Source organism: Streptomyces sp. HUAS YS2 (genome assembly GCF_033343995.1).
GTDB classification, from domain to species: Bacteria; Actinomycetota; Actinomycetes; order Streptomycetales; family Streptomycetaceae; genus Streptomyces; species Streptomyces solicathayae.
In genome coordinates this window covers 2,215,848-2,242,600 of sequence record NZ_CP137573.1, presented here as the reverse complement: position 1 = coordinate 2,242,600, position 26,753 = coordinate 2,215,848, and the positions used below count along the sequence as shown (strand labels likewise).

Below are 26,753 nucleotides of genomic sequence, written 5' to 3'. Positions count from 1 at the left end.
GATGATTCTGCTCCGTCGCCTGCTGGGTGACGTGCTGCGTCGGCAGCGCCAGCGCCAGGGCCGTACTCTGCGCGAAGTCTCCTCGTCCGCCCGAGTATCGCTCGGCTATCTCTCCGAGGTGGAGCGGGGGCAGAAGGAGGCTTCCTCCGAACTGCTCTCCGCGATCTGCGACGCGCTTGACGTACGGATGTCCGAGCTCATGCGGGAAGTGAGCGACGAGTTGTCGCTGGCCGAACTGGCCGAGTCTGCGGCGTCGAGCGAGCCGGTGCCCGCACCGGTCCGCCCCATGCTCAACTCCGTATCGGTGACGTCGGTGACAGGTGTGCCGACCGAGCGGGTGACCATCAAGGCGCCCGCGGAAGCGGTGGACGTCGTCGCCGCCTGATCCGTGACAAGGGGATTGCCCCGGTCGACGCCCCACGAGGGCGGCGACCGGGGCTTTTCCGTGCGGGGGTGTGCGAGGTCGTGCGGGGTCGCGCGGGTCGTGTCATGGTGAAGTGAAAGGACCTGACGGTCGCGCCGTGCGCCGGGAGTGCAACGGGTGCGCCCTGCCGGGGGACGGGCGGGGCGGTTTAGCGTCGTCCGGAGGAGGCGGCCATGGTACGGCGACGGGTTCCGCTGACGGTGCTCGCTGTGGTCGTGGGCTGCCTGTGGTTCTGGGCGGTGCTGCGGCTGCTGCTGGCACCCGGTCAGGCGGGGCTCGTCGAGGGGGCTGTCGCGGCCGGCGGCTGGGGGCTGAGTCTGCTGCCGGTGCATGTGGCGGGAACACCTGCGGAGCGTGCGGGGCCGGTCGGGGCGGCCCCGCGGGGGCGGGTCACCACGGCATCGCGACGCCGCCGTTGGGGCGGAGGATCTGACCCGTCGTGAACGAGGACGCGTCGGAGGCGAGGTGGAGGACCGCGTGCGCGATGTCCTCGGGTTCGCCGACCCGGCCCAGGGGGGAGATCCGGACCATGGCCGCCTCGGCCTGTTCCTGCGCGGCCGGCTCGTGACGGTCGGTCATGGGGGTGCGGATCCAGCCCGGGGCGATCGCGTTGACCCGGATGCCGTGCCGGCCTACCTCGGTGGCCAGCGTCTTGGTCAGCTGGACCACCGCCGCCTTGGCGACGCTGTAGCAGAGCAGGCCGGGGCTCGCGGAGTCCATGGCGCCCGAGGCCATGGTGACGACCGAGCCCCGGACGCCTGAGTCGATCATGGCGGCGGCGGCCGACCGGGCGGCGTGGAAGACGCCCTTGAAATTGACCGCCAGGACCCGGTCGAGGTCCTCCTCGCGGGTCTCCAGGACGGAGCTCGTGTGCATGATGCCCGCGATCGCGGCCATGACGTGCAGCGGGCCGGCCGCGCGGACCGCGGCGTCGACGGCGGCCGCGTCCGTGACGTCCAGGGGGACGGCGTGGGCCGTGCCGCCCCGGTCGGCCACCAGCGCGGCGGTCTTCTGCAGGCCGACCTCGTCGAGGTCCGCGCAGTGGACGGTGGCGCCCGCCTCGGCCAGCAGGGCGGCGGCGGCCCGGCCGATCCCGCTCGCGGCGCCGGTGACGAACGCGGTGCGGCCGGTGAGGTCGTACGCGGTGAGGAGCATGAGCGGACGGTACGACCCGATCTGACGGGTCGTCAATTAGCTGGGCGGGCTTTGTGGCAGTGGGCCCTGCTGACAGCCGGGGCACCAGTACGTGATCCGGTCGCCGGACTCGTCCTTCCGGACGGGCGCCCCGCAGCGCAGACAGGGGCGGCCCCCGCGGCCGTACACGTACAGCCCGCCGCCCCGCACCGAACGGGTCGTCGTCGTACGGCGGTCGGGGCGGTCCTTGTTCGCCTCCAGAAGGCGGTGGGCGGTGGCGACGAGGCGGGCCGGGACGTCCGGGCCGAGCTCGCCGACCGGCAGCCACGGGCTCGCGGCGGCAAGGAACGCCAACTCGCACTTGTAGACGTTGCCGATTCCGGCCAGGTTGCGCTGGTCCAGCAGGGCCTCGCCAAGCGGGCGGGCGGGGTCCGCCGTGAGCCGGCGCGCGGCCTCCACGGCGTCCCAGTCCGGGCCCAGCAGGTCGGGGCCGAGGTGGCCGACGACGTCCGGCTCGTCCGCGGTGCGGATCAGCGCGAGGACGGGCAGCCGGTAGCCGACGGCGACCGCCTCCGTGTTGCCGAGGATCGCGCGGATCTGGTGGGTCGGGCCGCCCCGCCAGTGTACGCCCGGGGCGTACACGTGCCAGGCGCCCTCCATCCGCAGATGCGAGTGGAGGGTCAGACCCCCTTCGACGCGGGTGAGCAGGTGCTTTCCACGCGGGGTCACGTCCAGCACGCCGCGGCCGGTCAGATCCGCCGTCGCGAAGCGGGGGACGCGCAGGTCGGACCGGGTCAGCACCCGGCCGGCCAGCGCGCCGTGCAGGCGGCGGGCGGTCTGCCAGACGGTGTCTCCCTCGGGCATGGCCTCCTCCCGTCCCCGCTACGGGCGCAGGCGCAGGCCGCGCGGGGTGGCGTGGAATCCGGCCGCCTCCAGGGCGCGGGACAACGGCGAGGTCAGGGCCGTCGCGCCGTTGATTCGTTCCACCGTGACCGTGCCGAGGTGCCCGGCCCGGGCGGACGCCGCAAGGGCCTCCGCGGCGGCCGTCAGGGCCGGGTCGTCGGGGTCGGCGGGCCAGGACAGCAGCGTCTTGCCGCCGCGCTCCATGTAGAGCGTGAGCTCGCCGTCGACGAGGACGACCATCGACCCCGCCTTGCGGCCCGGCTTGTGCCCCGCTCCGTCCGGCGGCTCCGGCCAGGAGAGCGCCGCACCGTACGCGTTCGCCGGGTCCGCGGCCGCCAGGACCAGCGCGCGCGGGCCGGCGCCCGCCTCGGCGCCGCGGTCCTTGGCCGTCGCCGCCGCCCGCAGCCGGTCCACCGCGCCGTCCATCGCGAACTGGGCCGCGCCCAGACCCTCCACCACGTAGCCGCGGCGGGCCTGGCCGCTGTCCTCGAACGCCGACAGGATCCGGTACGTCGCCGAGAACCCGCCCTCGACGCCCTCGGCCGCCACCGCGCCGCGGGTCACCACGCCGTGCCGGTCGAGCAGGGTGCGGGCCAGGGCGTGGGCGCGGTGCGTCGGATCGGGCTCGGTGGGCGGCAGCAGCGACCATCGCCCGCTGACCGTCGGAGGGCCGGACCGCGACGCGGGGCGCGCGGCGGCGGTCAGGGTGCCGTACCGGCCGCGCGGGATCGTACGGCGGGCGCGGTGCGCCGTCGAGCCGGCCGTGCGGCCGGAGCCGAGCAGCGAACGCAGCGGCGAGAGCGTGTCGTTGGTCAGGCGGCCGGACCACGCCAGGTCCCACAGGGCGTCGGCCAGCTGCGGATCGGTGGCGTCCGGGTGCGTGGTGGCCCGGACCTGGTCGGCGATCTGACGGAAGAACAGGCCGTAGCCGCCGGCGAGCGCGGTGAGCACCGACTCGTGCAGCGCGGTGAGTTCGAGCGGATGTGCCGGGGGGAGCAGCAGCGGTGCCGCGTCCGCCAGGTACAGCGACACCCAGCCGTCCTTGCCGGGGAGCGCCCCCGCGCCGGCCCACAGGACCTCGCCGGTGGTGGTGAGTTCGTCGAGCATCGCCGGGTCGTAGTTGCCGACCCGGGACGGCAGGATCAACTTCTCCAGCGCCGAGGCGGGCACCGGCGCGCCCTGCAACTGCTCGATCGCGCGGGCCAGTCCGTCGATCCCGCGCAGCCCGCCGCCGCCCAGGTGCTGCCACTGGGGGAGGAAGGTCGCGAGCGCGGCCGGTGGCACCGGCTCCAGTTCGTGCCGCAGCGCCGCCAGGGAGCGGCGGCGCAGCCGGCGCAGCACCGACGCGTCGCACCACTCCTGTCCGATCCCGGACGGGTGGAACTCGCCCTGGACGACCCGGCCGGACGCGGCCAGACGCTGCAGCGCCCCGTCGGTGACTGCCGCGCCCAGACCGAAGCGGGCGGCGGCCTCGGCGGACGTGAACGGGCCGTGCGTACGGGCGAACCGGGCGAGGAGATCGCCCAGCGGGTCCTTCACCGGTTCCGTGAAGGCCTCCGGGACGCCCACCGGCAGGGCCGTGCCCAGCGCGTCGCGGAGTCGTCCGGCGTCCTCGATCGCGGCCCAGTGCTCGGCGCCCGCGATCCGGACCCGGATCGCGCGGCGGGCCCGGGACAACTCCTCGGCCCAGCCCGGCTCCGCGCCCCGCTCGGCCAGCTCGGCGTCGGTCAGCGGACCGAGGACCCGCAGCAGGTCGGCGACTCCCTCCACGTCCTTGACCCGGCGGTCGTCGGTGCGCCACTGCAGCTCGCGCTCCAGCTCGGCCAGCACGTCCGCGTCGAGCAGCTCGCGCAGCTCCGCCTGGCCCAGCAGCTCCGCGAGGAGCCGGGAGTCCAGCGAGAGGGCGGCCGCGCGCCGCTCGGCCAGCGGCGAGTCCCCCTCGTAGAGGAACTGGGCGACGTAGCCGAAGAGCAGGGAGCGGGCGAACGGGGACGGCTCGGGGGTGGTGACCTCGACCAGGCGCACCCGCCGCGACTCCAGGTCGCCCATCAGCTCGGTCAGGCCCGGCACGTCGAAGACGTCCTGCAGGCACTCGCGCACCGCCTCCAGGACGATCGGGAACGAGCCGAACTCGCTCGCCACCTGGAGCAGTTGCGCGGCCCGCTGGCGCTGCTGCCACAGCGGCGTCCGCTTTCCCGGGTTCCGCTTGGGCAGCAGCAGGGCGCGGGCCGCGCACTCGCGGAACCGGGAGGCGAACAGCGCCGAGCCGCCGACCTGGTCGGTGACGATCTGGGAGACCTCGCCCTTGTCGAAGACGACGTCCCCCGCCCCGACCGGTGCCTGCTCGGAGTCGTACGTGCTGTCCAGGTGCACGGGATCCTGGTCGAGGAGGTCCAAGCCCATCAGGTCGGCGTCCGGCAGCCGCAGCACGATGCCGTCGTCCGCGTGCATCACCTGCGCGTCCATGCCGTACCGCTCGGACAGCCGGGCGCCCAGCGCCAGAGCCCACGGGGCGTGCACCTGCGCCCCGAAGGGGGAGTGGATCACGACCCGCCAGTCGCCCAGCTCGTCGCGGAACCGCTCCACCAGGATCGTGCGGTCGTCGGGTACGTGGCCGCAGGCCCGTCGCTGCTCGTCCAGGTAGGCGATCACGTTGTCCGCCGCCCAGGCGTCCAGGCCCGCGGCGAGCAGCCGCAGCCGGGCGTCCTCCTCGCTCAGCGAACCGACCTCGCGCAGGAACGCGCCCACCGCGCGGCCCAGTTCGAGCGGCCGGCCCAGCTGGTCGCCCTTCCAGAACGGCAGCCGCCCGGGCACGCCGGGGGCGGGCGAGACCAGGACCCGGTCGCGTGTGATGTCCTCGATCCGCCACGAGGTGGTGCCCAGCGTGAAGACGTCCCCGACTCGGGACTCGTAGACCATCTCCTCGTCGAGCTCGCCGACCCGGCCGCCGCCCTTCTTCGGGTCGGCACCGGCGAGGAACACGCCGAACAGGCCCCGGTCCGGGATCGTGCCGCCGGACGTGACCGCGAGCCGCTGCGCCCCCGGCCGGCCCGTGACCGTCCCGGCGACGCGGTCCCACACCACCCTCGGCCGCAGCTCCGCGAACGCGTCCGAGGGGTAGCGGCCGGCCAGCATGTCCAGGACGGCGGTGAACGCCGACTCGGGCAGTGAGGCGAACGGCGCCGCCCGCCGGACCGCCGCCAGCAGGTCGTCGACCTGCCACGTGTCCAGGGCGACCATCGCCACCAACTGCTGCGCCAGCACGTCCAGCGGGTTGGCGGGGATCCGCAGCGACTCGATCGAGCCGGTCCGCATCCGCTCCGTCACCACGGCCGCCTGCACCAGGTCGCCCCGGTACTTCGGGAACACGACGCCCGTGGAGACCGCGCCCACCTGGTGGCCCGCGCGGCCCACGCGCTGGAGGCCGGAGGCCACCGACGGCGGCGACTCGACCTGGACGACCAGATCCACCGCTCCCATGTCGATGCCCAGCTCCAGACTGGACGTGGCGACCACCGCGGGCAGCCGGCCCGCCTTCAGGTCCTCCTCCACCAGGGCCCGCTGCTCCTTGGAGACCGAGCCGTGGTGCGCCCGGGCCAGCAGCGCGGGAGCGCCCTGCGCCGCCCCGGACTGCGCCATGATCTCGGCGGGCGGCTGCCCGTCGGGCATGGCCTCGCCCGTGGCTCGCTCGTACGCGATCTCGTTCAGCCGGTTGCACAGCCGCTCGGCCAGCCGGCGCGAGTTGGCGAAGACGATCGTCGAGCGGTGCGCCTGGACCAGGTCCGCGATGCGTTCCTCGACGTGCGGCCAGATTGACGGCTTCTCGCCGCCCTCCCGCTCCTCGGAGGCCGGCGAACCGCCCAGCTCGCCCAGGTCCTCCACCGGGACGACCACCGACAGGTCGAACTCCTTGCCGGACTTCGGCTGGACGATCTCCACCCGGCGCTGCGGCGACAGATAGCGGGCCACCTCGTCGACCGGCCGGACCGTCGCCGACAGACCGATCCGGCGGGCCGGCCGCGGCAGCAGCCCGTCCAGCCGCTCCAGGGAGAGCGCCAGATGCGCGCCGCGCTTCGTCCCGGCGACCGCGTGGACCTCGTCCAGGATCACCGTCTCGATCCCGGAGAGCGCCTCCCGGGTGGCCGAGGTGAGCATCAGGAACAGCGATTCCGGCGTGGTGATCAGGATGTCCGGCGGGCGTGTCGCCAGCGCCCGCCGCTCCGCCGGCGGGGTGTCGCCGGACCGGATCCCCACCTTCACCTCCGGCTCGGGCAGGCCGAGCCGGACCGCCTCCTGCCGGATCCCGGTCAGCGGGGAGCGCAGGTTGCGCTCCACGTCGACCGCGAGCGCCTTCAGCGGCGACACGTACAGGACCCGGCAACGCTTCTTCGCCTCGGCGGGCGGCGGCACGGAGGCGAGGCGGTCCAGGGCGGCCAGGAACGCGGCCAGCGTCTTGCCCGAGCCGGTCGGGGCCACGACCAGTACGTCCGAGCCCTCGCCGATCGCCTTCCAGGCGCCCTCCTGCGCGGCGGTGGGCGCGTGGAAAGCCCCGGTGAACCAACCACGGGTCGCGGGGGAGAACGAGTCGAGCGCAGAGCCGGCCATGCCCCCCATCCTGCACCCGGTCACCGACAACGGCCCGGACCTGCGGAAACGCCGGGCCGCCGGGCCCGCGGGCGGACCTCTGACGCAGAATGGAGGCATGGCGGCACGCGAACGGGCACGGTACTGGCAGTACGCCGAGCTGCCCGGCGTCGACCTGCTGCACGCCCACTACATCCGCAAGACGTTCTCCCGCCACACCCACGAGACCTTCGTCTACGCGGCGATCACCGAGGGCGTGGAGGACTTCCACTACCGCGACGAACTCGTCAGCGCCGGCCCAGGCCAGCTCGCCCTGGTCAACCCCGACACCCCGCACACCGGCCACGCCGGCGTCCCCGAGGGCTGGACGTACCGGACGATCTACCCGGACGCCGGGCTCGTCCAGTCGATCGCCGCCGACATCCTGCCCGTGCGCGGCGCGGTCGGCTTCACCCAGCCAGTCGTGGACGACCCGTACGCCGCGCAGCTCGTCGTCGGCGTCCACCGGGCCGCCGAGGAGGGCAACGCGCTGGCCGCGGACAGCCTGTTGCGGCTGGTCACCGCCCGGATGCTGCGCAGCCACGGCGGCCTGGCGCAGCCGCTGCGCCCGCCGCGCTCCGCCGGCGCCCGCGACGCGGCCCGCGCCCGGGCGCTCCTGGAGGAGCGGATGACCGAGCCGCCGACCCTGGAGCGGCTCGCCGCCGAGCTCGGCACCAGCCCCTTCGCGCTGCTGCGCGCCTTCCGCGAGACGTACGGCATGCCCCCGCACACCTGGCTCACCGACGCCCGGGTCCGGCGGGCCCGGCGGCTCCTCGACGCGGGCACGCCCCCGGCGGAGGCGGCCGTCGCCGTCGGCTTCACCGACCAGCCGCATCTGAACCGGCACTTCACGCGCAGCGTCGGCGTGCCGCCGGGGGCGTATCAGCGGGAGCGCGGCGTACGGGGCTGACCACCGCGCGGGACTGACCGTGCCAGGCAGGCCGTAACGGGCCGACCGTGCGGCGCAAGAACGTACAAGACCGGCCGGGGACGGCCACGTAACGTCGTCCGACGTGGCAGAACAGACAGCACCCCCCGTCATACGGGAGCAGCCCGGACCGGCCAAGCCCGACGCCGCCGTCGTACGCGACGCGCTCGGTGTCGGCGTCGCCGTCGGGCTCTCCGGCTTCGCCTTCGGCGTGACCGCCGCCGGCTCCGGCCTCAGCCTGCTCCAGACCTGCGCGCTCAGCCTGCTGGTCTTCACCGGCGCCTCGCAGTTCGCACTGGTCGGCGCGCTCGCTGCGGGCGGGAACCCGTTCACCGCGGCCGCCGGGGCCTTCTTCCTCGGCACCCGCAACGCCTTCTACGGACTGCGGCTGTCCCAGCTGCTCGCGCTGCCGCGCGCCGTCCGGCCGTTCGCCGCGCACTGGGTCATCGACGAGACCACCGCCGTCGCCCTCGCCCAGCCCACCCGGCGGGCGGTCCGCCTCGGGTTCACCGTCACCGGCCTCACCCTGTACGTGCTGTGGAACCTCACCACCCTGCTGGGCGCGCTGGGCGCGGAGGCGATCGGCGACACCGCCGCCTGGGGCCTGGACGCCGCCGGGCCGGCCGTCTTCCTGGCGCTGCTCGCGCCGATGCTGCGCACCACCACGGAGCGGGCGACGGCCGGGATCGCCGTGCTGCTGGGGCTCGGGCTGCTGCCCGTACTGCCGGCCGGCGTGCCGGTCCTGGTCGCGGCGCTGGCCGCGCCCGCCGTGCTGTGGGCACAGGGCCGCCGGGCGGCGGCCCGGGAGAAGCGGGAGGACGCGCGATGAACCCCACGACCGTCTGGATCGCCATCGGCCTGACCGTCGTCGGCTGCTACCTGGTCAAGCTGCTCGGCCTGCTCGTCCCGGCCGAGACCCTGGAGCGCCCCGTCGTCCGGCGCCTGGCCGCCCTGATGCCCGTCGCGCTGCTCGCCGCCCTGACCGCGCAGCAGACCTTCAGCGCGCAGGGATCCCTGGTGATCGACGCCCGAGCCGCCGGCGTCGCCGCCGCGGCCGTCGCCCTGGTGCTGCGTGCCCCGTTCCTCGTCGTGGTCGGCGCCGCGGTCGCGGTGACCGCCGGCGTACGGGCCCTCGGCGGCTGAGGGCCCGCACCGCACCGGGGACCGGCCGGCTCAGTCGATCTTCCGCCCGTGCGCCCGCAGGGTGCGCAGCGCCTCGATCGTCACCACCGGCCGCCACTCCAGGGACGGGCCGGGCGCCCACTCGCGCCAGAGCAGCGGCCAGCCGCCGTCCTCGCGCTGCGCCGCCTCCAGATGGTCGAGCGAGCGGGCCATCTCCTCGTCCGTGAACCACTGCCGGGCGAGCGAGTCCGGCACCCGCGCGTAGTCGTACGGGTAGTGGTGCTCGCCCGGCGCGTACCCCGGTGCCACGGGGTACGCCTCCGGGCGCTCCGGGTCCAGGACCACGAGGCGCTGCTCTCGGACCAGCCGGCCCAGCCGGTCGGCCGCCTTCTCGGCGCGGGAGCGGTCCGGGACGCCGTCCAGGAAGGCGACCGCGGCCTGTACTTCGTACGGATGGGAGGAACTCAGGTTCTCGACGGCGGCCCAGCAGAAGTCCGTGGCGCGGAACAGCCACGCGTGCCACACCTGGTTGCGGTGCAGCAGTCCGACCACCGGCCCGGTGGCGAGCAGCTCGCTCGGCGGGTGGTCGACGACCGGGACGAAGGGAGCCGTCGGGTAGCCGCGCTGGGACGGGTGGACCGCGGGGAGCGCCCCGTCGTGGGTGGACACGTCGGTGAGGTAGCGGCAGATCCGTTCGACCCGCAGCCCTCCGCAGCGTCCGACGGAGTCCAGCACCCGCAGCGCGTGCGCGGTGTGCAGCGGCTGGCTGACCGGGCCGCGCAGATCGGGTTCGAGGGCGTGGCCGTAGCCGCCGTCCTCGTTGAGGTAGGCGGTGAGCGCGGCCTCGACGGGCTCGGCGCCGCCGCGCAGGAAGTGGTAGGCGAACCGCCGCTGTTCGAGCACGCGGGCGGTCAGCAGGACGAACTGCTCGGCACGGGCGAGCGGGGTGCCGAGGGGAGTGCCGAGCGAAGCGCCGAGGGAAGATGCGGAAGGATTTCCAGCCATGGTCCGACGGTAGGACGTATCCGGCCCTTCCGACCCCGTACCCGACCCGGCTGCACTCTCAGGAGCGGGATACTGGTGGCATGCGGTTGACGATTTTCTGGGAACGGATGGCCGACCACTTCGGTGAGTCGTACGCCGACTCCTTCGCGCGGGACCATGTGATGGCGGAGCTGGGCGGCCGTACGGTGCGTGAGGCACTGGACGCCGGCTGGGAGACGAAGGACGTCTGGCGCGCGGTCTGCGCCGCTGTGAACATCCCCGCCGACAAGCGCTGACCGCACGGGCGGGGCGCGGGGGCGGCGGAGGTTTGTCCGCACGGTGCGCGAGACTGGCGGGGTGGCCCCGACTGACGAGACCGACCAGACCGACCGACAGACCCCGGAGAAGAGCGCCGAGAACGCTGCGGCGAACAGCGCCGAGAACGCTGCCGTCCCTGCGACCGCTCCCGGCACCGCCGCCGTCCCCGGCCCCACCGTCGCCGGCCCCAGACAGGCGGGGGACGGCACCGCAGCCCCCGCGCGAATGCCGCGCTGGCTGCCGCGGGCCATGCTGCTCGGCCTCGCGCTCTACGCCTGCTTCCAGCTCGGCAGCTGGGCCTTCCACCAGCTCGTCGGGCTGCTGGTCAACGTCCTGATCGCCTTCTTCCTCGCCCTCGCCATAGAGCCCGCGGTCGGGCGCATGGCGGCCCGCGGCATGCGGCGCGGACTCGCCACCTTCTTCGTCTTCCTCGGCGTGGCGGTCGTCGGCATCGGCTTCGTCGTGCTGCTCGGCTCCATGCTGGCGGGCCAGATCGTCGACATGGTCGAGGACTTCCCGCAGTACCTCGACTCCTTGATCAACTGGATCAACCAGACCTTCCACACCGAGCTGTCCCGGGTCGAGGTCCAGGACAGCGTGCTGCGCTCGGAGACGCTGCGGAAGTACGTCCAGAACAGCGCGACCGGCGTCCTCGACGTCTCGGCCACCGTCCTGGGCGGGCTCTTCCGGCTGCTGACGATCTTCCTGTTCTCGTTCTACTTCGCCGCCGACGGCCCCCGGCTGCGCCGCGCGCTCTGCTCGGTGCTGCCCCCGGCCCGGCAGGCCGAGGTGCTGCGCGCCTGGGAGATCGCGGTCGACAAGACCGGCGGCTACCTCTACTCGCGCGGCCTGATGGCGCTGATCTCCGGCGTCGCGCACTTCGTCCTGCTGGAGATCCTGGGCGTGCCGTACGCACCCGCGCTCGCCGTCTGGGTCGGCCTGGTCTCGCAGTTCATCCCGACCATCGGTACCTACCTGGCGGGCGCGCTGCCGATGCTGATCGCGTTCACCGTGAACCCCTGGTACGCGGTGTGGGTGCTCGCCTTCGTGGTGCTGTACCAGCAGTTCGAGAACTACGTCCTGCAGCCCAAGCTGACCTCCAAGACCGTCGACATCCACCCCGCCGTCGCCTTCGGCTCGGTCGTCGCCGGCACGGCACTGCTCGGCGCGGTCGGTGCGCTGATCGCCATCCCGGCGGTGGCGACCCTCCAGGCGTTCCTCGGCGCGTACGTGAAGCGCTACGACGTCACGGACGACCCGCGGGTGCACGGCCACCGGCGGTACGGCCAGGCGGTCGTCGCCCGACTCCAGCATGCCCTGCACCACAAGAGGGAGGAGGAGGCGTCGGCCGCGGACGACGACGCGTGACGTGGCCGCCCCCGGCCCCTTCCGCACGCGTGCTCAGCGCGCGACTCGGTGCCGGAAGGTCCACCAGGTCCAGGCCTGGGCGGCGACCAGCAGCGGGGTGACGACCAGCAGCGCGGGCACGAGCACCGCGAGCGTCGTCCCGTCGGCCGCCTCGGCGGCCAGCGGCAGCGACAGCCCGGCCGCCACGGGCAGCGCGGCCATCAGGACCCCGGTGAACGCGAACGACTGCCAGGAGCGGGTCCGCCCGACGAGCCGGCGGGCCCGCTCGTACGGTGTGCCGGTCAGCCGGAGGGTCGCGAAGCCGAGGCCGTGCGCGGCGAACAGTGCGGCCGTGGCCAGGGCGGTGACGCCGGCGACGGCGCCGCCCGCCGGGGCGTACGGCGTGCCGGTGAGCGGCCCGGACAGCAGCCACCCCCAGGCCAGGGCGACCGTCCAGCTGCCGCACACCACCGCCCCGTCGCAGAACGCGCGCCAGCGCGGGCCGGGGCCGCGCCCCCGCGACCACAGGCCGGCGTCGCGGACGATCCAGCCGGTGAGCAGGGCGACGAGGACCGGGAACTGCCCGGTCAGCAGTTCCCCCTCCAGGTCGGGGAAGCAGCCGACCAGAACGCCGGCGGTGGCGATCAGCCACACCTCGTTGCCGAGGAAGAACGGCGCGAACGAGGCGAGGACCAGCCGCCGTTCACGGCTCGTGCGGCCCAGGTACGGGGTGAGCATCCCGGCCCCGATGTCCGCGCCGGCCAGCACGAAGTAGCCGGTGGCGAAGAAGGCGAGCAGGGCGAGGGCAAGGGTGTCCACGGTGGTCGCTCCTCAGTAGCGCGCGGCGGGCAGGGCCTCGGCGGGGTCGTCGTCGGGTTCCGTGCGGTCGTCGTGGCCGAGGCCGGATTCGACCGGGCCGCGGCGGGCGTGCCGGGCCAGCAGCCAGGTGTTGAGCACGGCGAGCAGCGCGAAGAGGGTGGTGAAGACGATCAGCGAGGCGCGCATCGTGCCGGGGGAGAGGTCCGAGACGGCGTCCTCGGTGCGCAGCAGCCCGTACACGACCCAGGGCTGCCGGCCGGCCTCCCGGAACACCCAGCCGCCGATCATCGCGAGGTACGGCAGAGGTACCGCGGCCATCAGCAGGAGGTGCCAGAGCCGGAAGCGGTACACGGCCTTCTTGAAGCAGGCCAGGACCGCCCCGCCGAGGCTCAGGTACATCATCAGCGCGAAGGCGATCAGCATCACCAGACCGCCGCCGCGGGTCCACGCCTCGGAGGGCACGTAGTCGCCGGGACCGAACCGGGCGACCATGTCGGCCTGGATCTGCGCGATCTCGGCCGCCTGGGCGCTGAAAACGGCCGACTTCATGGGCTGGAAGTCGCGGAGCACGGAGAACTGCAGCCCGCCCAGCGTCGCCGTCACCATCAGCGCGGGCACGGACAGGTAAACCCCGATCCGCAGACTGCGCCCGAAGAACTCCCACTCGGGCGTGCGCCGGAACAGGTGGTACGCGCTCACCCCGGCGACGAAGAAGCCCGCGGTCAGCAGCGCCCCGCCCGCGATGTGCCCGAACGCCAGCAGCGCCGACGGGTTGGTGAGCACCGCCACCGGGTCGTCCAGGACGAGCTTCCCGCCCTCGGTCCGGTGTCCCACCGGATGGTTGAGGAAGCCGTTCGAGACGAGGATCCAGTACGCCGACAGATACGCGGTCAGCGTCACCACCCAGATCATCGCGAGGTGTACCCACTTGTCGAAGCGGTGCCAGCCGAAGATCCACAGGCCGAGGAAGGTCGACTCGACGAAGAACGCGACGATCGTCTCCACCGCGAGCGAGGCCCCGAAGACGTTGCCCGCGTAGTGCGTCAGCCCGCTCCAGCTCATCCCGAACTGGAACTCCATCACGATGCCCGTGACGATGCCGACCGCGTAGTTGATCACGTACAACCGGCCCCAGAAGCGCACAAGGCGGGCGTCGATCGCCCGGCCGCCGAAGGTGGCCCTGGTCTGCAGGACGGCCACCACCGTCGCGAGCCCCAGGGTGAGGGCGACGAAGAGGAAGTGGCCGCCCGCGGTGAGGGCGAACTGCAGCCGCGCGAGATCGAGGACGTCGTCATTCACCCCGACAGCGTCGGCTTACGCCTATGGAGCAGGCGTCGGCCCGCGGTGGTCAGCGGGTCTACCCCACAAGTTGTGACCCCGCCCGCCGGCGTACCCCGCGGGTTGCGGACACGGGCCCCCGGCCCCTAGGGGTGGCTTCTGGTCAGGCCAGCCAGCCCGGCGTGATCATCCCCGACTCGTACGCCAGGATCACCAGCTGAGCCCGGTCGCGGACGTCCAGCTTCGTCATGATCCGGCTGACGTGCGTCTTCGCCGTGGCGGGGGAGAGCACGAGCCGCTGGGCGATCTCGTCGTTCGTCAGACCCGCCCCGACCAGGCCCATCACCTCCCGCTCGCGCTCGGTGAGGGCGTTCAGCCGCGGACTCGGGTCGGGCTGCTTCGCGCGCCCCGCGAACTCGGCGATCAGCCGGCGCGTGACGCCCGGCGCGATCAGCGCGTCACCGCGCGCCACCACCCGTACGCCGTGCAGCAGTTCCATCGGCTCGGTGTCCTTCACCAGGAACCCGGACGCACCGGCCCGCAGCGCCCCGTACACGTAGTCGTCCACGTCGAAGGTGGTCAGGATGACCACCCGGACCCCGTCGAGCCGGGCGTCCTCGGTGATCCGGCGGGTCGCCTCCAGACCGTCGAGCCCCGGCATCCGGATGTCCATCAGAACCACGTCCGGGCGCAGTTCGCGGGCGAGCGCGACCGCCTGCTCGCCGTCCGCCGCCTCCCCGACCACGTCGATGTCGTCCTCGCCGGCCAGGATGGAACGGAATCCGGCCCGGACGAGCGTCTGGTCGTCGGCGAGCACGACACGGATCATCGAAGGTCCCCCTCGGAAACAGTGAGCGGCAGTCGGGCGTCCACCCGGAAGCCGTCGGTGGTGTTCGCGGCGGTCAGTTCGCCGCCGAAGGCACGGGCGCGTTCGGCCATTCCCCGGATGCCGCTGCCCAGCGGCCGGTCCTCCGGAGCGCCCTCGCCGTCGTCGTCGATCCGCAGCCGCAGTTCGCGCGGCCCCCAGTCCATCGTCACCAGCGCCGAACGGGCCCCGGAGTGCCGGGTGACGTTGGTGAGCGACTCCTGCACGATCCTGTACGCGGCGAGATCCAGCGGCGGCGGCAGCGGTACCGGTGTCCCCTCCACCCGGGTCCGTACGTCCAGTCCGGCGGCCCCGGCCCGCCCCACCAGCTCGTCGAGGAGTCCGAGGCCGGACGCGGGCGAGGTCGGCGCGGCCTCGTCGGCCTGCCGCAGCACGCCGAGCGTGGCCCGCAGTTCTCGCAGCGCGTCCTTGCTCGTGGCCTTGACCGCCTCCAGCGCCTCCTCGGCGGCGGCCAGCGCGACCTCCGGCTCCGGCTTCTTGCTCAGCCGGTGCAGCACCGCGCCCGCCTGGACGTTGATCAGGCTGATGCTGTGCCCGAGCACGTCGTGCACCTCACGGGCGATCCGCAGCCGCTCCTCCGTCGCGCTCTGCCGGGCCCGCGCCTGCTGTTCGCGCTCGGCGGCCAGGGCCCGCTGCGCCACTTCGTGCAGATACGCGGTCCGGGTGCGCTGCGCGCGGCCGATCGCGACCAGGCTGATCAGCCAGCCCGCCAGCATCGCCAGTGAGGTGTCGTCGATCTGCCGGTGACCGGGCTGCTGGCGGATCTCGCCGAGCCCGACGGCGAGCAGTGTGACGGCGGCGAGCGCGACGGCCGCGGCGAACCGGCCCTCGGCGGCCGTGGTGTAGAGCGCGATCGCGAAGGCGATCATCAGCGGCCCGTCGTACACGCTCAGCGGGTAGTAGACCGCGCAGGCCAGCAGGGTCACGACGGCGACCGTGACGGGCATCCGGCGGCGGAAGAACAGGGCCCCGCAGCCGACGGCGATCAGCAGCCAGCCGTAGACGGTGTGGGACGTGGGCTCGCTCTGGTGCCGGCTCTGGATCAGCGTCCAGACCACCACGATCAGCGCCACGACCACGGCCACGACGGCGTCGGCCGCGCGTGGGGACAGGCGGCCGCCGCGCAGACGGGAGGGGAGGGCCATGCCAGGAAGGATAGGTCGCGGCGGGCGGCCGGCGTGGACCGTCGGCGGCGCGCACGACGGAGCGCCGTGGCCTGCGGGGTGTGCGCGGGCCACGGCGCTCGGCTCGTGTGGGTGCTTCGGGGCTATCTCGTCGGGGACCTACGGGCAGTTGTAGCGGTAGTCGTTGGCGTCGGTGGTGCAGGTGTCGAGGCCGGCGCCGCCGTCGACGGCGTCGTTGGCGCCGACGCCGTCCTGGGAGTTGAGGTTGTCGTTGCCGCTCTCGCCGGCGAGCCAGTCGTTGCCGGCCTGGCCGAAGAGCCGGTCGGTGCCGAGGCCGCCGCTGATGTAGTCGTTGCCGGCGCCGCCGTAGACCGTGTCGTTCCCGGCGTTGCCGTAGACGGTGTCGTTGCCGCTGAGGGCGCAGATCACGTCGTTGCCGGCGGTGCCGTTGATCGTCTCGAAGTTGCTGGTGCCGACGATGGTGCAGCCGCGGGAGTTGTTGACGGTGGTGGCGGCGTTGGCGTTGTTGTTGGCCGGGTTGGGGTCGGTCTCGACGGCCGCGGTGGCGACCCAGTCGGTCAGCGTGCCGGTGGCACGGGGTTCGGCCACGACGGTGACGGTGGCGGAGGCACCGGGAGCGAGATTCCCGAGCCGGCAGGTCATGGTGGTCGGGTTCACGGTGCAGGGACCGCCCTGGCTCGCCGTGGCCGACAGGATCGTTCCGGACCCGCCGGTGAGCGTGTCGGAGATCGAGACCGCGGTCGCCGTGGTGGTGGTGCTGTTGTTCGTCACCCGGATCGTGTACGTCGCGCTGTCACCCAGACTCACGGTGGCGGGACCGGTCTTGGTCACCGCGAGGTCGACCGTGGCCGGCGGCGGGGTGTTGTCGATCCGGTAGCGCGCCACGGCCTGGTCGTCGCCGTCCTGGCCGGACACGACGATCTTGCCGTCGGACTGCAGCGCCACGGCGTAGGCCTCGTCGAAGAAGGTCGAGAAGTCCGTGGTCACCAGGCCGTCGCCGCTGAAGGTGGTGTCCAGGGAGCCGTCCGTGTTGTAGCGGGCGAGGGCGAAGTCGAGGGCGGCGCCGCCCACGACGACGATCTTCCCGTCCGCCTGGGTGGCCATGTCGTGTGCGATGGCGCTGTTCGCGCCGAAGGCGGTGGTCACGGTGCCGTCACCGCCGCCGAAGGCCGTGTCCAGATTCCCGTCCCCGTCGTAGCGGGCCACGGCGAAGCGGGAACCCGTCCCGTCGCCGCTGGATCCTGCGGCGACGAACCCGCCGACCACCTGCTCGACGCTCCGGATCTCGTTGCCGAACGGGGTGGCCACCTTGCCGTTGTCGCCGAACGTCGTGTCCGTGCCGCCGAACTCCTGGAAGAAGCGCATGAGCCCGAAGCCGGCGGGGCTGCGGCCGGCCGCGAGGTACGCGTCGCCGCCGGACGGCGTCAGGTCGTAGATCGCCGAGTTGCCGCCCGCGTACGTGAAGACGGTCTTGCCCGAGTTGTCGTCGCCCCAAGGAGCCTCGGGGTTACCGGTGGGGGTGAAGGCGGCCACCATCGCGTTGCCGCCCAGGGAGCCGCCGATGATGATCCTGCCGTCGGTCCCCATGATCACCGTGTTCGCCACGGATCTTTCGGTCTGTCCGAAGTCGGTGACGACCTTGCCGTCACCGCCGAAGGTGGTGTCCAAGGAGCCGTTCGTGTTGTAGCGGGCCATCGCGACCTGCGGCAGGTCGGTGCCTGTCACCGCCGCGGTGCTGCCCACCACGACGAGCTTGCCGTCGCCGTCCTGCACCAGCGCCAGGGCATCGTCCTGGCTGCCCGAGTCGAAGTCGGTGAACAGGACGCCGTCACCGTCGCCGAATGTGGTGTCCAGGGTGCCGTCGGCGTTGTGTCGTACGAGGATGAAGTCGTTCGGCTCCTCGAAGTTGGAGCCGCTGCCGAGCGTGACGATCTTGCCGTCCGCCTGGACGAGCACATCCGAATTGAATTCGGCGTTGGCGACGTTGATGGTGATCTTGCCGTCGCCGCTGAAGGTGGAGTCCAGATCGCCCGGTGCGGCCGCAGCGCTCCCGGGCAGGCCCAGGATCAGCGACAGGGACAGGCCCGCGACGAGCGCGACCGAGGCGCGTCCGCCGCGCCGACCTGCTCCGCGCACCCTTCCGGGACGAGGAATGATGGTGGACATACGTACCTCTCCGCAGCCGACCGCCCTGGGTCGGTCACCGCCAGTGACGGCGCCCAGCTTCGGGCCACGGCCGCGCCGGGGCCGGAGCGGCTCGCGGGGCGCTGGGCCCGCTGGGTGAGGAGAGCCCACTCGCGTGGGTGAGAGGAGGGCGCCGGTGTCGTGCGTGGCGCGCTTGACACCGAAATCGAACATCCATTCTCATGGAGTTCCGGACCCTTGGAATCACGGGCTCGAAGCCGCGTTGTCCACAGGTCGGAAGGACGCCGGGGCCCATTGTCAGTGGCAGGGGTTAGCGTCTTTCCCATGAAGCGATCGACTCAAGCAAACCGGGTGGAACCCATGGCAGGAACCGACCGCGAGAAGGCACTCGACGCCGCGCTCGCACAGATTGAACGGCAATTCGGCAAGGGTGCCGTGATGCGCATGGGCGACCGCACCCAGGAGCCGATCGAGGTGATCTCCACCGGGTCGACCGCCCTCGACGTCGCCCTCGGCGTCGGCGGCCTGCCGCGCGGCCGCGTGGTGGAGATCTACGGCCCGGAGTCCTCCGGTAAGACGACCCTGACGCTGCACGCCGTGGCGAACGCGCAGAAGGCCGGCGGCCAGGTCGCCTTCGTCGACGCCGAGCACGCGCTCGACCCCGAGTACGCCAAGAAGCTCGGTGTCGACATCGACAACCTGATCCTGTCCCAGCCGGACAACGGCGAGCAGGCGCTGGAGATCGTCGACATGCTCGTCCGCTCCGGTGCCCTCGACCTCATCGTCATCGACTCCGTCGCCGCGCTCGTCCCGCGTGCGGAGATCGAGGGCGAGATGGGCGACTCGCACGTGGGTCTGCAGGCCCGACTGATGAGCCAGGCGCTCCGGAAGATCACCAGCGCGCTCAACCAGTCCAAGACCACCGCGATCTTCATCAACCAGCTCCGCGAGAAGATCGGCGTGATGTTCGGCTCGCCGGAGACCACGACCGGTGGCCGCGCCCTGAAGTTCTACGCCTCGGTCCGTCTCGACATCCGCCGTATCGAGACCCTCAAGGACGGCACGGACGCGGTCGGCAACCGCACCCGCGTCAAGGTCGTCAAGAACAAGGTCGCGCCGCCCTTCAAGCAGGCCGAGTTCGACATCCTCTACGGCCAGGGCATCAGCCGCGAGGGCGGTCTGATCGACATGGGCGTGGAGCACGGCTTCGTCCGCAAGGCCGGCGCCTGGTACACGTACGAGGGCGACCAGCTCGGCCAGGGCAAGGAGAACGCCCGTAACTTCCTGAAGGACAACCCCGATCTCGCCAACGAGATCGAGAAGAAGATCAAGGAGAAGCTGGGCGTCGGTGTCCGTCCCGAGGCCCCGGCTGCCGAGCCGGGCGCGGACGCCACCGGCGCGGCGGCGGTCACGGCGGGCGCGGACGAGGCGGCCAAGTCCGTCCCGGCCCCGGCGACGAAGGCCGCCAAGGCGACCAAGGCCACGGCGGCCAAGAGCTGACGCGGTGACCGGTCGTACCGAATGGCCGGGTGACAGCCCCGACTCGTCGAGGGCCGAGAAGGAGCTGTCGCCCCAGGATCCGGCTGAGCGGGCGCGGGCGATCTGCCTGCGCCTGCTCACCGGGACCCCCCGCACCCGCAAGCAGCTCGCCGACGCCCTGCGCAAGCGCGAGATCCCGGACGAGGTCGCCGACGAGGTCCTCTCCCGCTTCGAGGACGTGGGGCTGATCGACGACGCCGCGTTCGCGGACGCCTGGGTGGAATCCCGGCACCACGGCCGCGGCCTGGCCCGCCGCGCCCTCGCGCGCGAGCTGCGGACGAAGGGCGTCGACACGTCGCTGATCGACGAGGCGGTCGGCCGGCTCGACTCCGAGCAGGAGGAGGCCACCGCGCGCGAGCTCGTCGCGCGCAAGCTCCGCGCGACCCGGGGCCTCGAGCGCGACCGCAGGCTGCGCCGCCTCGCGGGCATGCTCGCCCGCAAGGGATACCCGGAGGGCATGGCCCTGCGGGTGGTCCGCCAGGCCCTGGAGGCCGAGGGCGAGGACACGGAAGGCCTCGACGAGCCGTTCTAGCCGGCGCACGCGGGCCGACCGGGGCAGCCTGGCCGGGCAAGGCCACCCGAGCCGGGGCCGCGCGGCCGACGATGTCGGCCGGGCAGACCGGCCCGGGCGATCAGCCGGGGCGGACCGGCCTGCTCAGCTCGACCGGCGCGAGCCGGGTCGAGCCCGACAGTCCTCGCCCCGCCCTCAGCCGTGGGCTTCCGGAGGCAGGACGGGGAGGCCCGCCGCCTTCCACGCCTGGAAGCCGCCGATCATGTCCGTGGCGCGGTGCAGGCCCAGCTGACGCAGGGACGCCGCCGCCAGGGACGAGGCGTACCCCTCGTCGCAGAGCACCACCACGTGCACGTCGTGGCTCACCGCCTGCGGGAGCCGGTGGCTGCCCAGCGGGTCGAGCCGCCACTCCAGTTCGTTGCGCTCGACGACCACCGCGCCCGGGATCAGCCCGTCCCGCTCGCGCAGCGCCGCGTAACGGGTGTCGACCAGAAGCGCGTCGCCCGCCTCGTACGCGGCGAACGCCTCCCGCGCGCCGATCCGGTCCAGGCCCGCCCGGACCTGCTCCAACAACTCGTCGATGCCGATCCGCTCGCCGCTCACTGCCAGTCCTCCGGACGCTCGACCTGCTCAAGACGGAGCACCGCGCCCGACCGGCTGAAGCGCCGGATCAGCGGGAGCGGCGGATAGTACGCGTGCACCGAGACGGCATGCTCGGTGCGGGACTCGTTGAACACCTCGTGCACATGGTGCCGCCCGAACGCGCGGCCCTGACCGGCCGTCAACTCCCGTTCCCGGTCCACCCCGTCCGCCAGCTCCAGGGTCTTCCACCCGCTCGCGGGCAGCCGCACGGCGAGCGCGTTCTCCCGGAGCGTGCCGTGCGCGGTGGCGAACGCCCCCTGCGACTCCGCGTGGTCGTGCCAGCCGGTGCCCGTACCGGGCGGCCAGCCGATCAGCCAGGCCTCACTCCCGCCCGGCCCGTCGAGCCGCACCCAGGTACGGCCCTCCGGATCGAGGGGCAGCGAGTCGATCAGTTCGGTGTCCGCCGCCGCGCGGCGGACGAAGTCGAGAAGTTCGGGCGCGGAGACGCGCGGGGTCGCGGAAGTGCGCTGGAGCACGGAAAACCGTCCTGGAGTTCGCGGGAGCGCGCGCGACTGCAACGGCCGACGGCCGGGCGCGCACGCAAGGAAGGGGGCGAATTCAGCAGGACGGCCGACACACGCAGCCCGCGTAGCGGACGAGGTCCATATGGACCCTCCGCCACAGGCGCACATCGGTGTCGATCACGCTCCGGAGTAGACCATGCGCGCCCGGGACGGTCAATTCACGTCCGCTGTGCGGTCGCTGCCCCGGAGCACCTCCGACCGGGCCGCCGGGCCCGACCGGCCGGACCCGCCCGGCCCGGCGGCCGCGCCGCCGCACGCCGCGTCCGCCGCCGCGTGCAGTTCCGCCGGCCGTACGCCGGAGAACGCCGCCACCAGGTGCCCGTCCGGCCGTACCAGCAGCACACTGTGCGCGGCGGCGCCCGGGTACGCCTCGGTCACCAGCAGCTCCGCCTTCGCCGGCAGCGCGTCCACGGCCGCGGCCAGCTGCGGCATCACCCCGGCGGACTTCCAGTGCCGCCGGTCCCACACCGCGGTCCCCGGCGCGACCAGCACGACCAGGAGCCGCCCGCGTCCCAGCCGGTCCCTGAGCCGTACGGTCGTGTCGTCCGGCGCGGTCACCCGGACGTCGTCCACCGGCGCGCCGTCGTCCGTGCCGACCGCGATCCGGCCCTCCCCGGCGTCCGGAGGCGCGAGGGGGGAGTGCGGGTACGCGGGCGGCGCGCCGAGCGGGCCGCGCCCCAGGTGCCCGTCCGTCAGCAGACTGTCGTGCCCGCGGGCGCTGCCCGGGAGGTACGTACGCAGCCCGCCGCTGCTCCGCAGCACCGGCAGCGACTGGTCGGCGGCCCGCAGCCGGGACGCGACGGCCGCCCGCCGCTCGCTCTGGTAGCTGTCGAGGAGCCGCTCGGAACCCCCGTGATGCCAGGCCCGGGCCAGCTTCCACGCCAGGTTGTCCACGTCACGGAGCCCCTCGTCGACTCCCTGCGTGCCGACCGCCCCCAGCAGATGAGCCGCGTCGCCGGCGAGGAACACCCGGTCCACCCGCCAGCGCCGGGCGAGCCGGTGGTGCAGCGTGTGGACCCCGGTGTCGATCAGCTCGTACTGCGGCGTCGAGTCGTCGCACCAGCCGCTCAGCGTGTCCCGGACACGGGAGACCAGCGTCTCCGGGGTCACCAGCTCGCCGCGCGGCGGCAGCAGCCAGTCGATCCGCCACACGCCGTCCGGCAGCGGACGGGCGGTGATCTCGTCCCCGCTGCCCCGCCACGGCGGCTGACGGTGCAGCAGGGCCTCGCCGGGCCAGGGCAGTTCGGTCCGCAGCGCGGCGACCGCGTGGCGTTCCACCGCAGTACGCCCGGGGAAGCGGATGCCGAGCAGCTTGCGCACGGTGGACCGGGCGCCGTCGCAACCCACCAGGTGGCTGCCGCGCCACCAGGTCGCGCCGGGGCCGCGGGTGTGCGCGACGACGCCGTCGCCGTCCTGCTCGATCGAGTCCAGCCGGGCCTCGTGGACGAGCCGCACCAGCTTCTGGCCGGCGATCGCGTCCCGCAGCCCGCGCGCGAGGGCGTGCTGCGGGAGGTGCAGCGGCGCGTTCAGCCCACCGTCCCCGGTGAGCTCGATGTGCCGCATCTGCTGCCTGCGCCGCAGGGAGCGCCAGCCGGCCCACCTGACCCCTTCGTCACGCACGGTGGCGCAGCCGAGCCGCTCCACCATCGCCGCCATGTCCGGCCGCAGCACCACGGTGCGGGCCGGCCGGGGTTCCTCCTTGCCGCCGCCCTCGTCCAGGACGACGCTGGGTACGCCCTGGACGGCCAGGGAAAGGGAGAGCGCAAGGCCCACGGGCCCTGCGCCGACGATGATCACCGGGTCCACGGCGCGACTCCAGAAGCCCGTTCGGTCAGGCGGAATGCACGAAGGCGAGTGGCGCGAGCCCGGTGTCTGGTCACAGAACGTATGCAACCCAGTGCGGGTGCGTGCGTCAAGCGACGGGGGCAGCGGCGCGGTCGCCACTGCCCCCGGATGATGTCACATGCCGTCAGTTCGTCGTGCCGCCGGGGCTGTCGACGCCATCGAAGGCCGTCGTGCCGATTGCCTGTCAGGCGTAGTCGCTCACGCCTGAGCGGCGTCGTTGGCCAGCACGACGGCGTCGCCGTCCGCGGCCTTGATTCCGGTCTTCGCCCGCCGCCCGCGCTTCTCGATCCAGGTCGCCAGCGCCGACAGCGCCAGGCACAGCGCGATGTAGATGGCGCCGAAGACCACGATCACGGAGACGTACGGGTACTGGCCGTTGACCTGCGTGTTGGAGGCGATCAGCCGGGCCGAGTAGAGCAGCTCGGGGTACAGGATGATGAAGCCGAGCGAGGTGTCCTTGAGGGTGACCACCAGCTGGCTGATGATCGTCGGCAGCATCGCCCGGATCGCCTGCGGCATCAGGACGTAGGTCATCACCTGCGTCTTGCTCATGCCGAGCGCGTACGCCGCCTCCCGCTGCCCCTTGGGCACCGCGTTGATGCCGGCGCGCAGCACCTCGGCCTGCACACAACCGTTGTAGATCGACAGGCCGATCGCCAGCGCCCACATCGAGTAGTCGGTGAGGAAGCCGACCCAGACCGCGTAGATCGTGATGAGCAGCGGGATGGAGCGGAACAGCTCGATGAAGCCGGTGGCGAACCAGCGGACCGGCTTGTGGTCGGACAGCCGGCCGACCGCCAGCAGCACGCCGAGCACCAGCGAGCCGACCGCCGCGAGGGCGAACGCCTTCAGGGTCGCGATCAGCGCGTCGGCGATGTTCTGCCGGATGCCCGAGTAGTTGAAGATGTCCCACATCGCATAGTCGAGGTGGCCCTTCTCCTCCAGTCGCATGATGCTGACGGCGATCAGCGCGACGATGGCGAGGGTGCCGACCACGGCGAAGACGCGGTTGCGGACGCGGGCCTTGGGCCCCGGGGTGTCGTAGAGAACGCTGGCGCTCATCGGGCGACCTCCAGGCGGCGCTCCAGCAGGCGGAAGATGCCGCTGATGGTGAAGGTGATGACCAGGTAGGCGGCGGCCACCCAGAGGAAGATCGGGGCGATCGCGTAGCCCTGCTCGCTCATCAGCGTCTGCCAGCCGAAGAGTTCGGTGACGCTGAAGGCGCCCGCGATGGCCGAGTTCTTGGTGAGCGCGATGAGGATCGAGCTCAGCGGCGGCAGCACGGTGCGGGTGGCCTGCGGCAGCACGATCATGCGCAGCGTCTGCGAGAACGTCATACCCAGGGAGCGGGCGGCCTCGGCCTGCCCGAGCGGCACGGTGTTGATGCCGGAGCGGACCGCCTCGCAGATGAAGGCGGAGGTGTAGAAGCCCAGCGCGAGCGAGCCGAGCACGAAGGCGCTCATGCCCGGGAAGAGGATCTCCGGGACGATGAACATCGCCACCAGGAAGAGCAGCGTCAGCGGCGTGTTGCGCAGCAGCGTGACCCAGGCGGTGCCGATGAAGCGCAGCGGCGGTACGGGCGAGACCCGGAAGCCGGCGACGACGATGCCGAGGACCAGCGCGATGACCGTGCTGACGGCGGTGATCGACACGGTTCCTATGAACCCGTCGACGAACTCCGGGAAATGGTCGAGCAGTACGTTCATGAGGACTCCGCGTCGGCGGTCAGCGGCCTACGGACAAGGCGTACGGGCAGGGGGGAGGGGCGCCCCGTACGGTCGTACGGGGCGCTCCGTGGGGTGGTGATCAGTAGCGGTTGATCGCCGGCGGCTCGACGAAGGCGGAGCCGGACAGGCCCAGGGTCGCCTCGTAGATCTTCTTGTACGTGCCGTCCTTGGTGTGGTTCTCCAGCGACGTGTTGATCGCGTCGCGGAGCGCCTTGTCGTCCTTGTTCATGCCGATGCCGTACAGCTCCTCGGTGAACGGCTTGCCGACGACCTTGAGCTTGCCGGCGTTGGCGGCGGCGTAGCCCTTGAGGATCGAGTCGTCCGTGGTGACGGCGTCGACCTGCTTGGTGAGCAGCTGCTGGACGCAGTCCGAGTACTTCGCCAGCTCGGTGGTCTGGGCGCCGTACTGCGGCTTCTTGATCTCCTGCAGCGGGGTGGAGCCCGTGATGGAGCAGACCTTCTTGCCCTTCAGGGTCTCGGGACCCGTGATGGCGGTCTCGTCCTTGCGGACCAGGAGGTCGGCGCCGGCCTTGTAGTACGGGCCCGCGAAGCCGACCTGCGCCTTGCGCTTGTCGTTGATCGAGTAGGTACCGACGTAGTAGTCGACCTGGCCCGTGGAGATCGCGGTCTCGCGGAGCTTGGAGTCGACCGTCTTCCACTCGATCTGGTCCTCGGAGAAGCCCAGGTCGGCGGCGATCATCTTGGCGATCTCGACGTCGAAGCCGGAGCGCTTCTTGGTCGCCTGGTCCTCGAAGCCGAGGTACGGCTGGTCGGCCTTGGAGCCGATGATCAGCTTGCCGCGCTTCTGGGCCTCCTTGAAGACCGAGGACTCCAGCTTCACGTCCTTGGCGACGGTGTAGGTCGGGAGCTTGGGGGCACCCGACTCGCCCGGCTTCACGTTCGTCGGCTTGTCGCCGGCCGAACCCTCCTTGCCCGCACAGGCGGTCGCGGTGAGCGCGAGCACAGCAATGGCAGCCACGGCCGCGGTCTTGCGGAGCTTCATGGTGAACATCCCTTGTGTCGTAGGTCGTTGGTCATTCTCAGGGACCGTCGTCAGTGGTGCAGGATCTTCGACAGGAAGTCCTTGGCCCGGTCGCTGCGCGGGTTGCTGAAGAACTCGTCCGGCGTCGCCTGCTCGACGATCTTGCCGTCGGCCATGAACACGACGCGGTTGGCGGCGGAGCGGGCGAAGCCCATCTCGTGGGTGACGACGACCATCGTCATCCCGTCGCGCGCCAGTTGCTGCATCACCTCGAGCACCTCGTTGATCATCTCGGGGTCGAGGGCCGAGGTGGGCTCGTCGAACAGCATGACCTTGGGGTCCATCGCCAACGCCCGTGCGATCGCGACGCGTTGCTGCTGTCCGCCGGAGAGCTGGGCCGGGTACTTGTCCGCCTGCGTGCCGACACCCACCCGGTCGAGCAGGGTGCGGGCCTTGGTCTCCGCGGCCTTCTTGTCGGCCTTGCGGACCTTGATCTGACCCAGCATCACGTTCTCGAGCACGGTCTTGTGCGCGAACAGGTTGAACGACTGGAAGACCATGCCGACATCGGCACGCAGCCGCGCCAACTCCTTGCCCTCCTGGGGCAGCGGCTTGCCGTCGATGGTGATGCTGCCGTTGTCGATCGTCTCCAGGCGGTTGATCGTGCGGCACAGCGTGGACTTGCCGGACCCGGAAGGCCCGATGACGACCACGACCTCGCCACGGGCGATGGTCAGGTCGATGTCCTGGAGCACATGCAGCGCGCCGAAGTGCTTGTTGACGTCGGACAGCACGACCAGGTCGCCCACCGCCGGCGCGGCGTCTTCCGAACCCTTGGTCACTGACACTCCGCTCATCGGCTTCTTGCTCCGTCCTCCTCGGTTGGAGAGGACACTAGGCACCAGGCGTGACGAGCGTCATTACATC

The 26,753-nt window shown here is 72.5% G+C and carries 26 protein-coding genes; 9 read left to right on the top strand and 17 right to left on the bottom strand.

Annotation, left to right across the window (positions count from 1 at the left end; all coding sequences use genetic code 11):
• Position 1 precedes the first annotated feature (1 nt).
• Positions 2 to 385: a helix-turn-helix domain-containing protein gene (locus R2D22_RS10065; protein ID WP_318102754.1), complete on the top strand. Its 384-nt coding sequence runs from the start codon at positions 2 to 4 to the stop codon at positions 383 to 385.
• Positions 386 to 597: 212 nt separating this feature from the next.
• Positions 598 to 867, top strand: a complete 270-nt coding sequence (locus tag R2D22_RS10060) for a hypothetical protein (protein WP_318102753.1) — start codon at positions 598 to 600, stop codon at positions 865 to 867.
• On the opposite strand, the gene R2D22_RS10055 is transcribed toward R2D22_RS10060, so the two are convergent.
• From R2D22_RS10055 to R2D22_RS10045, 3 genes are read right to left on the bottom strand one after another with little or no spacing between them, the layout of a single operon-like run.
• Complete coding sequence (locus R2D22_RS10055) at positions 815 to 1,579, bottom strand: SDR family NAD(P)-dependent oxidoreductase (protein WP_318102752.1); 765 nt, start codon at positions 1,577 to 1,579, stop codon at positions 815 to 817. The genes R2D22_RS10060 and R2D22_RS10055 overlap by 53 nt on opposite strands.
• A gap of 36 nt (positions 1,580 to 1,615) precedes the next feature.
• Positions 1,616 to 2,422, bottom strand: coding sequence for an Fpg/Nei family DNA glycosylase (locus R2D22_RS10050; protein WP_318102751.1), 807 nt, complete (start codon positions 2,420 to 2,422; stop codon positions 1,616 to 1,618).
• An 18-nt stretch (positions 2,423 to 2,440) separates the two neighbouring features.
• Complete coding sequence (locus tag R2D22_RS10045) at positions 2,441 to 7,066, bottom strand: ATP-dependent helicase (RefSeq protein WP_318102750.1); 4,626 nt, start codon at positions 7,064 to 7,066, stop codon at positions 2,441 to 2,443.
• Between the two features lie 97 nt (positions 7,067 to 7,163).
• Here R2D22_RS10045 and R2D22_RS10040 point away from each other — a divergent pair, with 97 nt between their 5' ends.
• The 3 genes from R2D22_RS10040 to R2D22_RS10030 all read left to right on the top strand — a co-directional run bounded on the left by R2D22_RS10040 (position 7,164) and on the right by R2D22_RS10030 (position 9,155).
• Entirely contained in the window at positions 7,164 to 7,994 is an 831-nt protein-coding gene (locus tag R2D22_RS10040; RefSeq protein WP_318102749.1) for an AraC family transcriptional regulator, read from the top strand.
• 103 nt (positions 7,995 to 8,097) lie between these two features.
• Positions 8,098 to 8,841 (top strand): AzlC family ABC transporter permease, encoded by a 744-nt coding sequence (locus R2D22_RS10035; RefSeq protein ID WP_318102748.1) that lies wholly within the window; start codon positions 8,098 to 8,100, stop codon positions 8,839 to 8,841.
• Positions 8,838 to 9,155 carry an AzlD domain-containing protein gene (locus R2D22_RS10030; RefSeq protein ID WP_318102747.1) on the top strand — a complete coding sequence of 106 codons (318 nt, stop codon included), beginning with the start codon at positions 8,838 to 8,840 and terminating at the stop codon, positions 9,153 to 9,155. Before R2D22_RS10035 ends, R2D22_RS10030 begins: the two co-directional genes overlap by 4 nt.
• Positions 9,156 to 9,185: 30 nt before the next feature.
• Here the strand turns inward: R2D22_RS10030 and R2D22_RS10025 are convergent, their stop codons facing one another.
• On the bottom strand, positions 9,186 to 10,139 hold the full coding sequence (locus R2D22_RS10025) for a hypothetical protein (protein ID WP_318102746.1): 954 nt from the start codon (positions 10,137 to 10,139) through the stop codon (positions 9,186 to 9,188).
• A gap of 80 nt (positions 10,140 to 10,219) precedes the next feature.
• Between R2D22_RS10025 and R2D22_RS10020 the strand changes: the two genes are divergently transcribed.
• Together R2D22_RS10020 and R2D22_RS10015 are read left to right on the top strand one after the other, a co-directional pair.
• Positions 10,220 to 10,414, top strand: a complete 195-nt coding sequence (locus tag R2D22_RS10020) for a DUF3046 domain-containing protein (protein WP_318102745.1) — start codon at positions 10,220 to 10,222, stop codon at positions 10,412 to 10,414.
• A 247-nt stretch (positions 10,415 to 10,661) separates the two neighbouring features.
• Positions 10,662 to 11,804 (top strand): AI-2E family transporter, encoded by a 1,143-nt coding sequence (locus R2D22_RS10015; RefSeq protein WP_411977132.1) that lies wholly within the window; start codon positions 10,662 to 10,664, stop codon positions 11,802 to 11,804.
• Positions 11,805 to 11,837: 33 nt separating this feature from the next.
• Here R2D22_RS10015 and R2D22_RS10010 read toward each other — a convergent pair whose 3' ends face one another.
• The 5 genes from R2D22_RS10010 to R2D22_RS09990 form a co-directional block, all read right to left on the bottom strand.
• Positions 11,838 to 12,602: a cytochrome d ubiquinol oxidase subunit II gene (locus tag R2D22_RS10010; RefSeq protein WP_318102743.1), complete on the bottom strand. Its 765-nt coding sequence runs from the start codon at positions 12,600 to 12,602 to the stop codon at positions 11,838 to 11,840.
• 12 nt (positions 12,603 to 12,614) lie between these two features.
• Positions 12,615 to 13,901, bottom strand: a complete 1,287-nt coding sequence (locus R2D22_RS10005; protein WP_318102742.1) for a cytochrome ubiquinol oxidase subunit I — start codon at positions 13,899 to 13,901, stop codon at positions 12,615 to 12,617.
• Between the two features lie 142 nt (positions 13,902 to 14,043).
• Positions 14,044 to 14,709, bottom strand: coding sequence for a response regulator (locus tag R2D22_RS10000; protein ID WP_318102741.1), 666 nt, complete (start codon positions 14,707 to 14,709; stop codon positions 14,044 to 14,046).
• Positions 14,706 to 15,911 (bottom strand): sensor histidine kinase, encoded by a 1,206-nt coding sequence (locus R2D22_RS09995; protein WP_318102740.1) that lies wholly within the window; start codon positions 15,909 to 15,911, stop codon positions 14,706 to 14,708. Before R2D22_RS09995 ends, R2D22_RS10000 begins: the two co-directional genes overlap by 4 nt.
• Before the next feature lie 138 nt (positions 15,912 to 16,049).
• The gene (locus R2D22_RS09990) at positions 16,050 to 18,077 is read right to left on the bottom strand and encodes a calcium-binding protein (RefSeq protein WP_318102739.1); all 2,028 of its coding nucleotides are present in this window, start codon (positions 18,075 to 18,077) and stop codon (positions 16,050 to 16,052) included.
• A 339-nt stretch (positions 18,078 to 18,416) separates the two neighbouring features.
• On the opposite strand from R2D22_RS09990, the gene recA reads away from it, so the two are divergent.
• Together recA and recX are read left to right on the top strand one after the other, a co-directional pair.
• Entirely contained in the window at positions 18,417 to 19,556 is a 1,140-nt protein-coding gene (gene recA, locus R2D22_RS09985; RefSeq protein WP_318102738.1) for a recombinase RecA, read from the top strand.
• 4 nt (positions 19,557 to 19,560) lie between these two features.
• On the top strand, positions 19,561 to 20,127 hold the full coding sequence (gene recX, locus R2D22_RS09980) for a recombination regulator RecX (RefSeq protein ID WP_318102737.1): 567 nt from the start codon (positions 19,561 to 19,563) through the stop codon (positions 20,125 to 20,127).
• Positions 20,128 to 20,301: 174 nt separating this feature from the next.
• On the opposite strand, the gene R2D22_RS09975 is transcribed toward recX, so the two are convergent.
• The 8 genes from R2D22_RS09975 to R2D22_RS09940 form a co-directional block, all read right to left on the bottom strand.
• Positions 20,302 to 20,709, bottom strand: a complete 408-nt coding sequence (locus tag R2D22_RS09975) for a rhodanese-like domain-containing protein (protein ID WP_318102736.1) — start codon at positions 20,707 to 20,709, stop codon at positions 20,302 to 20,304.
• Positions 20,706 to 21,224, bottom strand: a complete 519-nt coding sequence (locus tag R2D22_RS09970; RefSeq protein WP_318102735.1) for a cupin domain-containing protein — start codon at positions 21,222 to 21,224, stop codon at positions 20,706 to 20,708. The genes R2D22_RS09975 and R2D22_RS09970 overlap by 4 nt, the downstream gene beginning before the upstream one ends.
• Before the next feature lie 82 nt (positions 21,225 to 21,306).
• Positions 21,307 to 21,378 carry a putative leader peptide gene (locus tag R2D22_RS09965; protein ID WP_309544753.1) on the bottom strand — a complete coding sequence of 24 codons (72 nt, stop codon included), beginning with the start codon at positions 21,376 to 21,378 and terminating at the stop codon, positions 21,307 to 21,309.
• Positions 21,379 to 21,425: 47 nt separating this feature from the next.
• A complete protein-coding gene (locus tag R2D22_RS09960) occupies positions 21,426 to 23,078 on the bottom strand; it encodes an FAD-dependent monooxygenase (RefSeq protein ID WP_318102734.1) in 1,653 nt (550 codons plus the stop codon).
• 237 nt (positions 23,079 to 23,315) lie between these two features.
• Positions 23,316 to 24,179 (bottom strand): amino acid ABC transporter permease, encoded by an 864-nt coding sequence (locus tag R2D22_RS09955; protein WP_318102733.1) that lies wholly within the window; start codon positions 24,177 to 24,179, stop codon positions 23,316 to 23,318.
• Positions 24,176 to 24,823 carry an amino acid ABC transporter permease gene (locus R2D22_RS09950; protein ID WP_318102732.1) on the bottom strand — a complete coding sequence of 216 codons (648 nt, stop codon included), beginning with the start codon at positions 24,821 to 24,823 and terminating at the stop codon, positions 24,176 to 24,178. The genes R2D22_RS09955 and R2D22_RS09950 overlap by 4 nt, the downstream gene beginning before the upstream one ends.
• A gap of 100 nt (positions 24,824 to 24,923) precedes the next feature.
• Positions 24,924 to 25,847 (bottom strand): glutamate ABC transporter substrate-binding protein, encoded by a 924-nt coding sequence (locus R2D22_RS09945; RefSeq protein WP_318102731.1) that lies wholly within the window; start codon positions 25,845 to 25,847, stop codon positions 24,924 to 24,926.
• A 50-nt stretch (positions 25,848 to 25,897) separates the two neighbouring features.
• On the bottom strand, positions 25,898 to 26,683 hold the full coding sequence (locus R2D22_RS09940) for an amino acid ABC transporter ATP-binding protein (protein WP_318102730.1): 786 nt from the start codon (positions 26,681 to 26,683) through the stop codon (positions 25,898 to 25,900).
• Between the last annotated feature and the right edge of the window lie 70 nt (positions 26,684 to 26,753).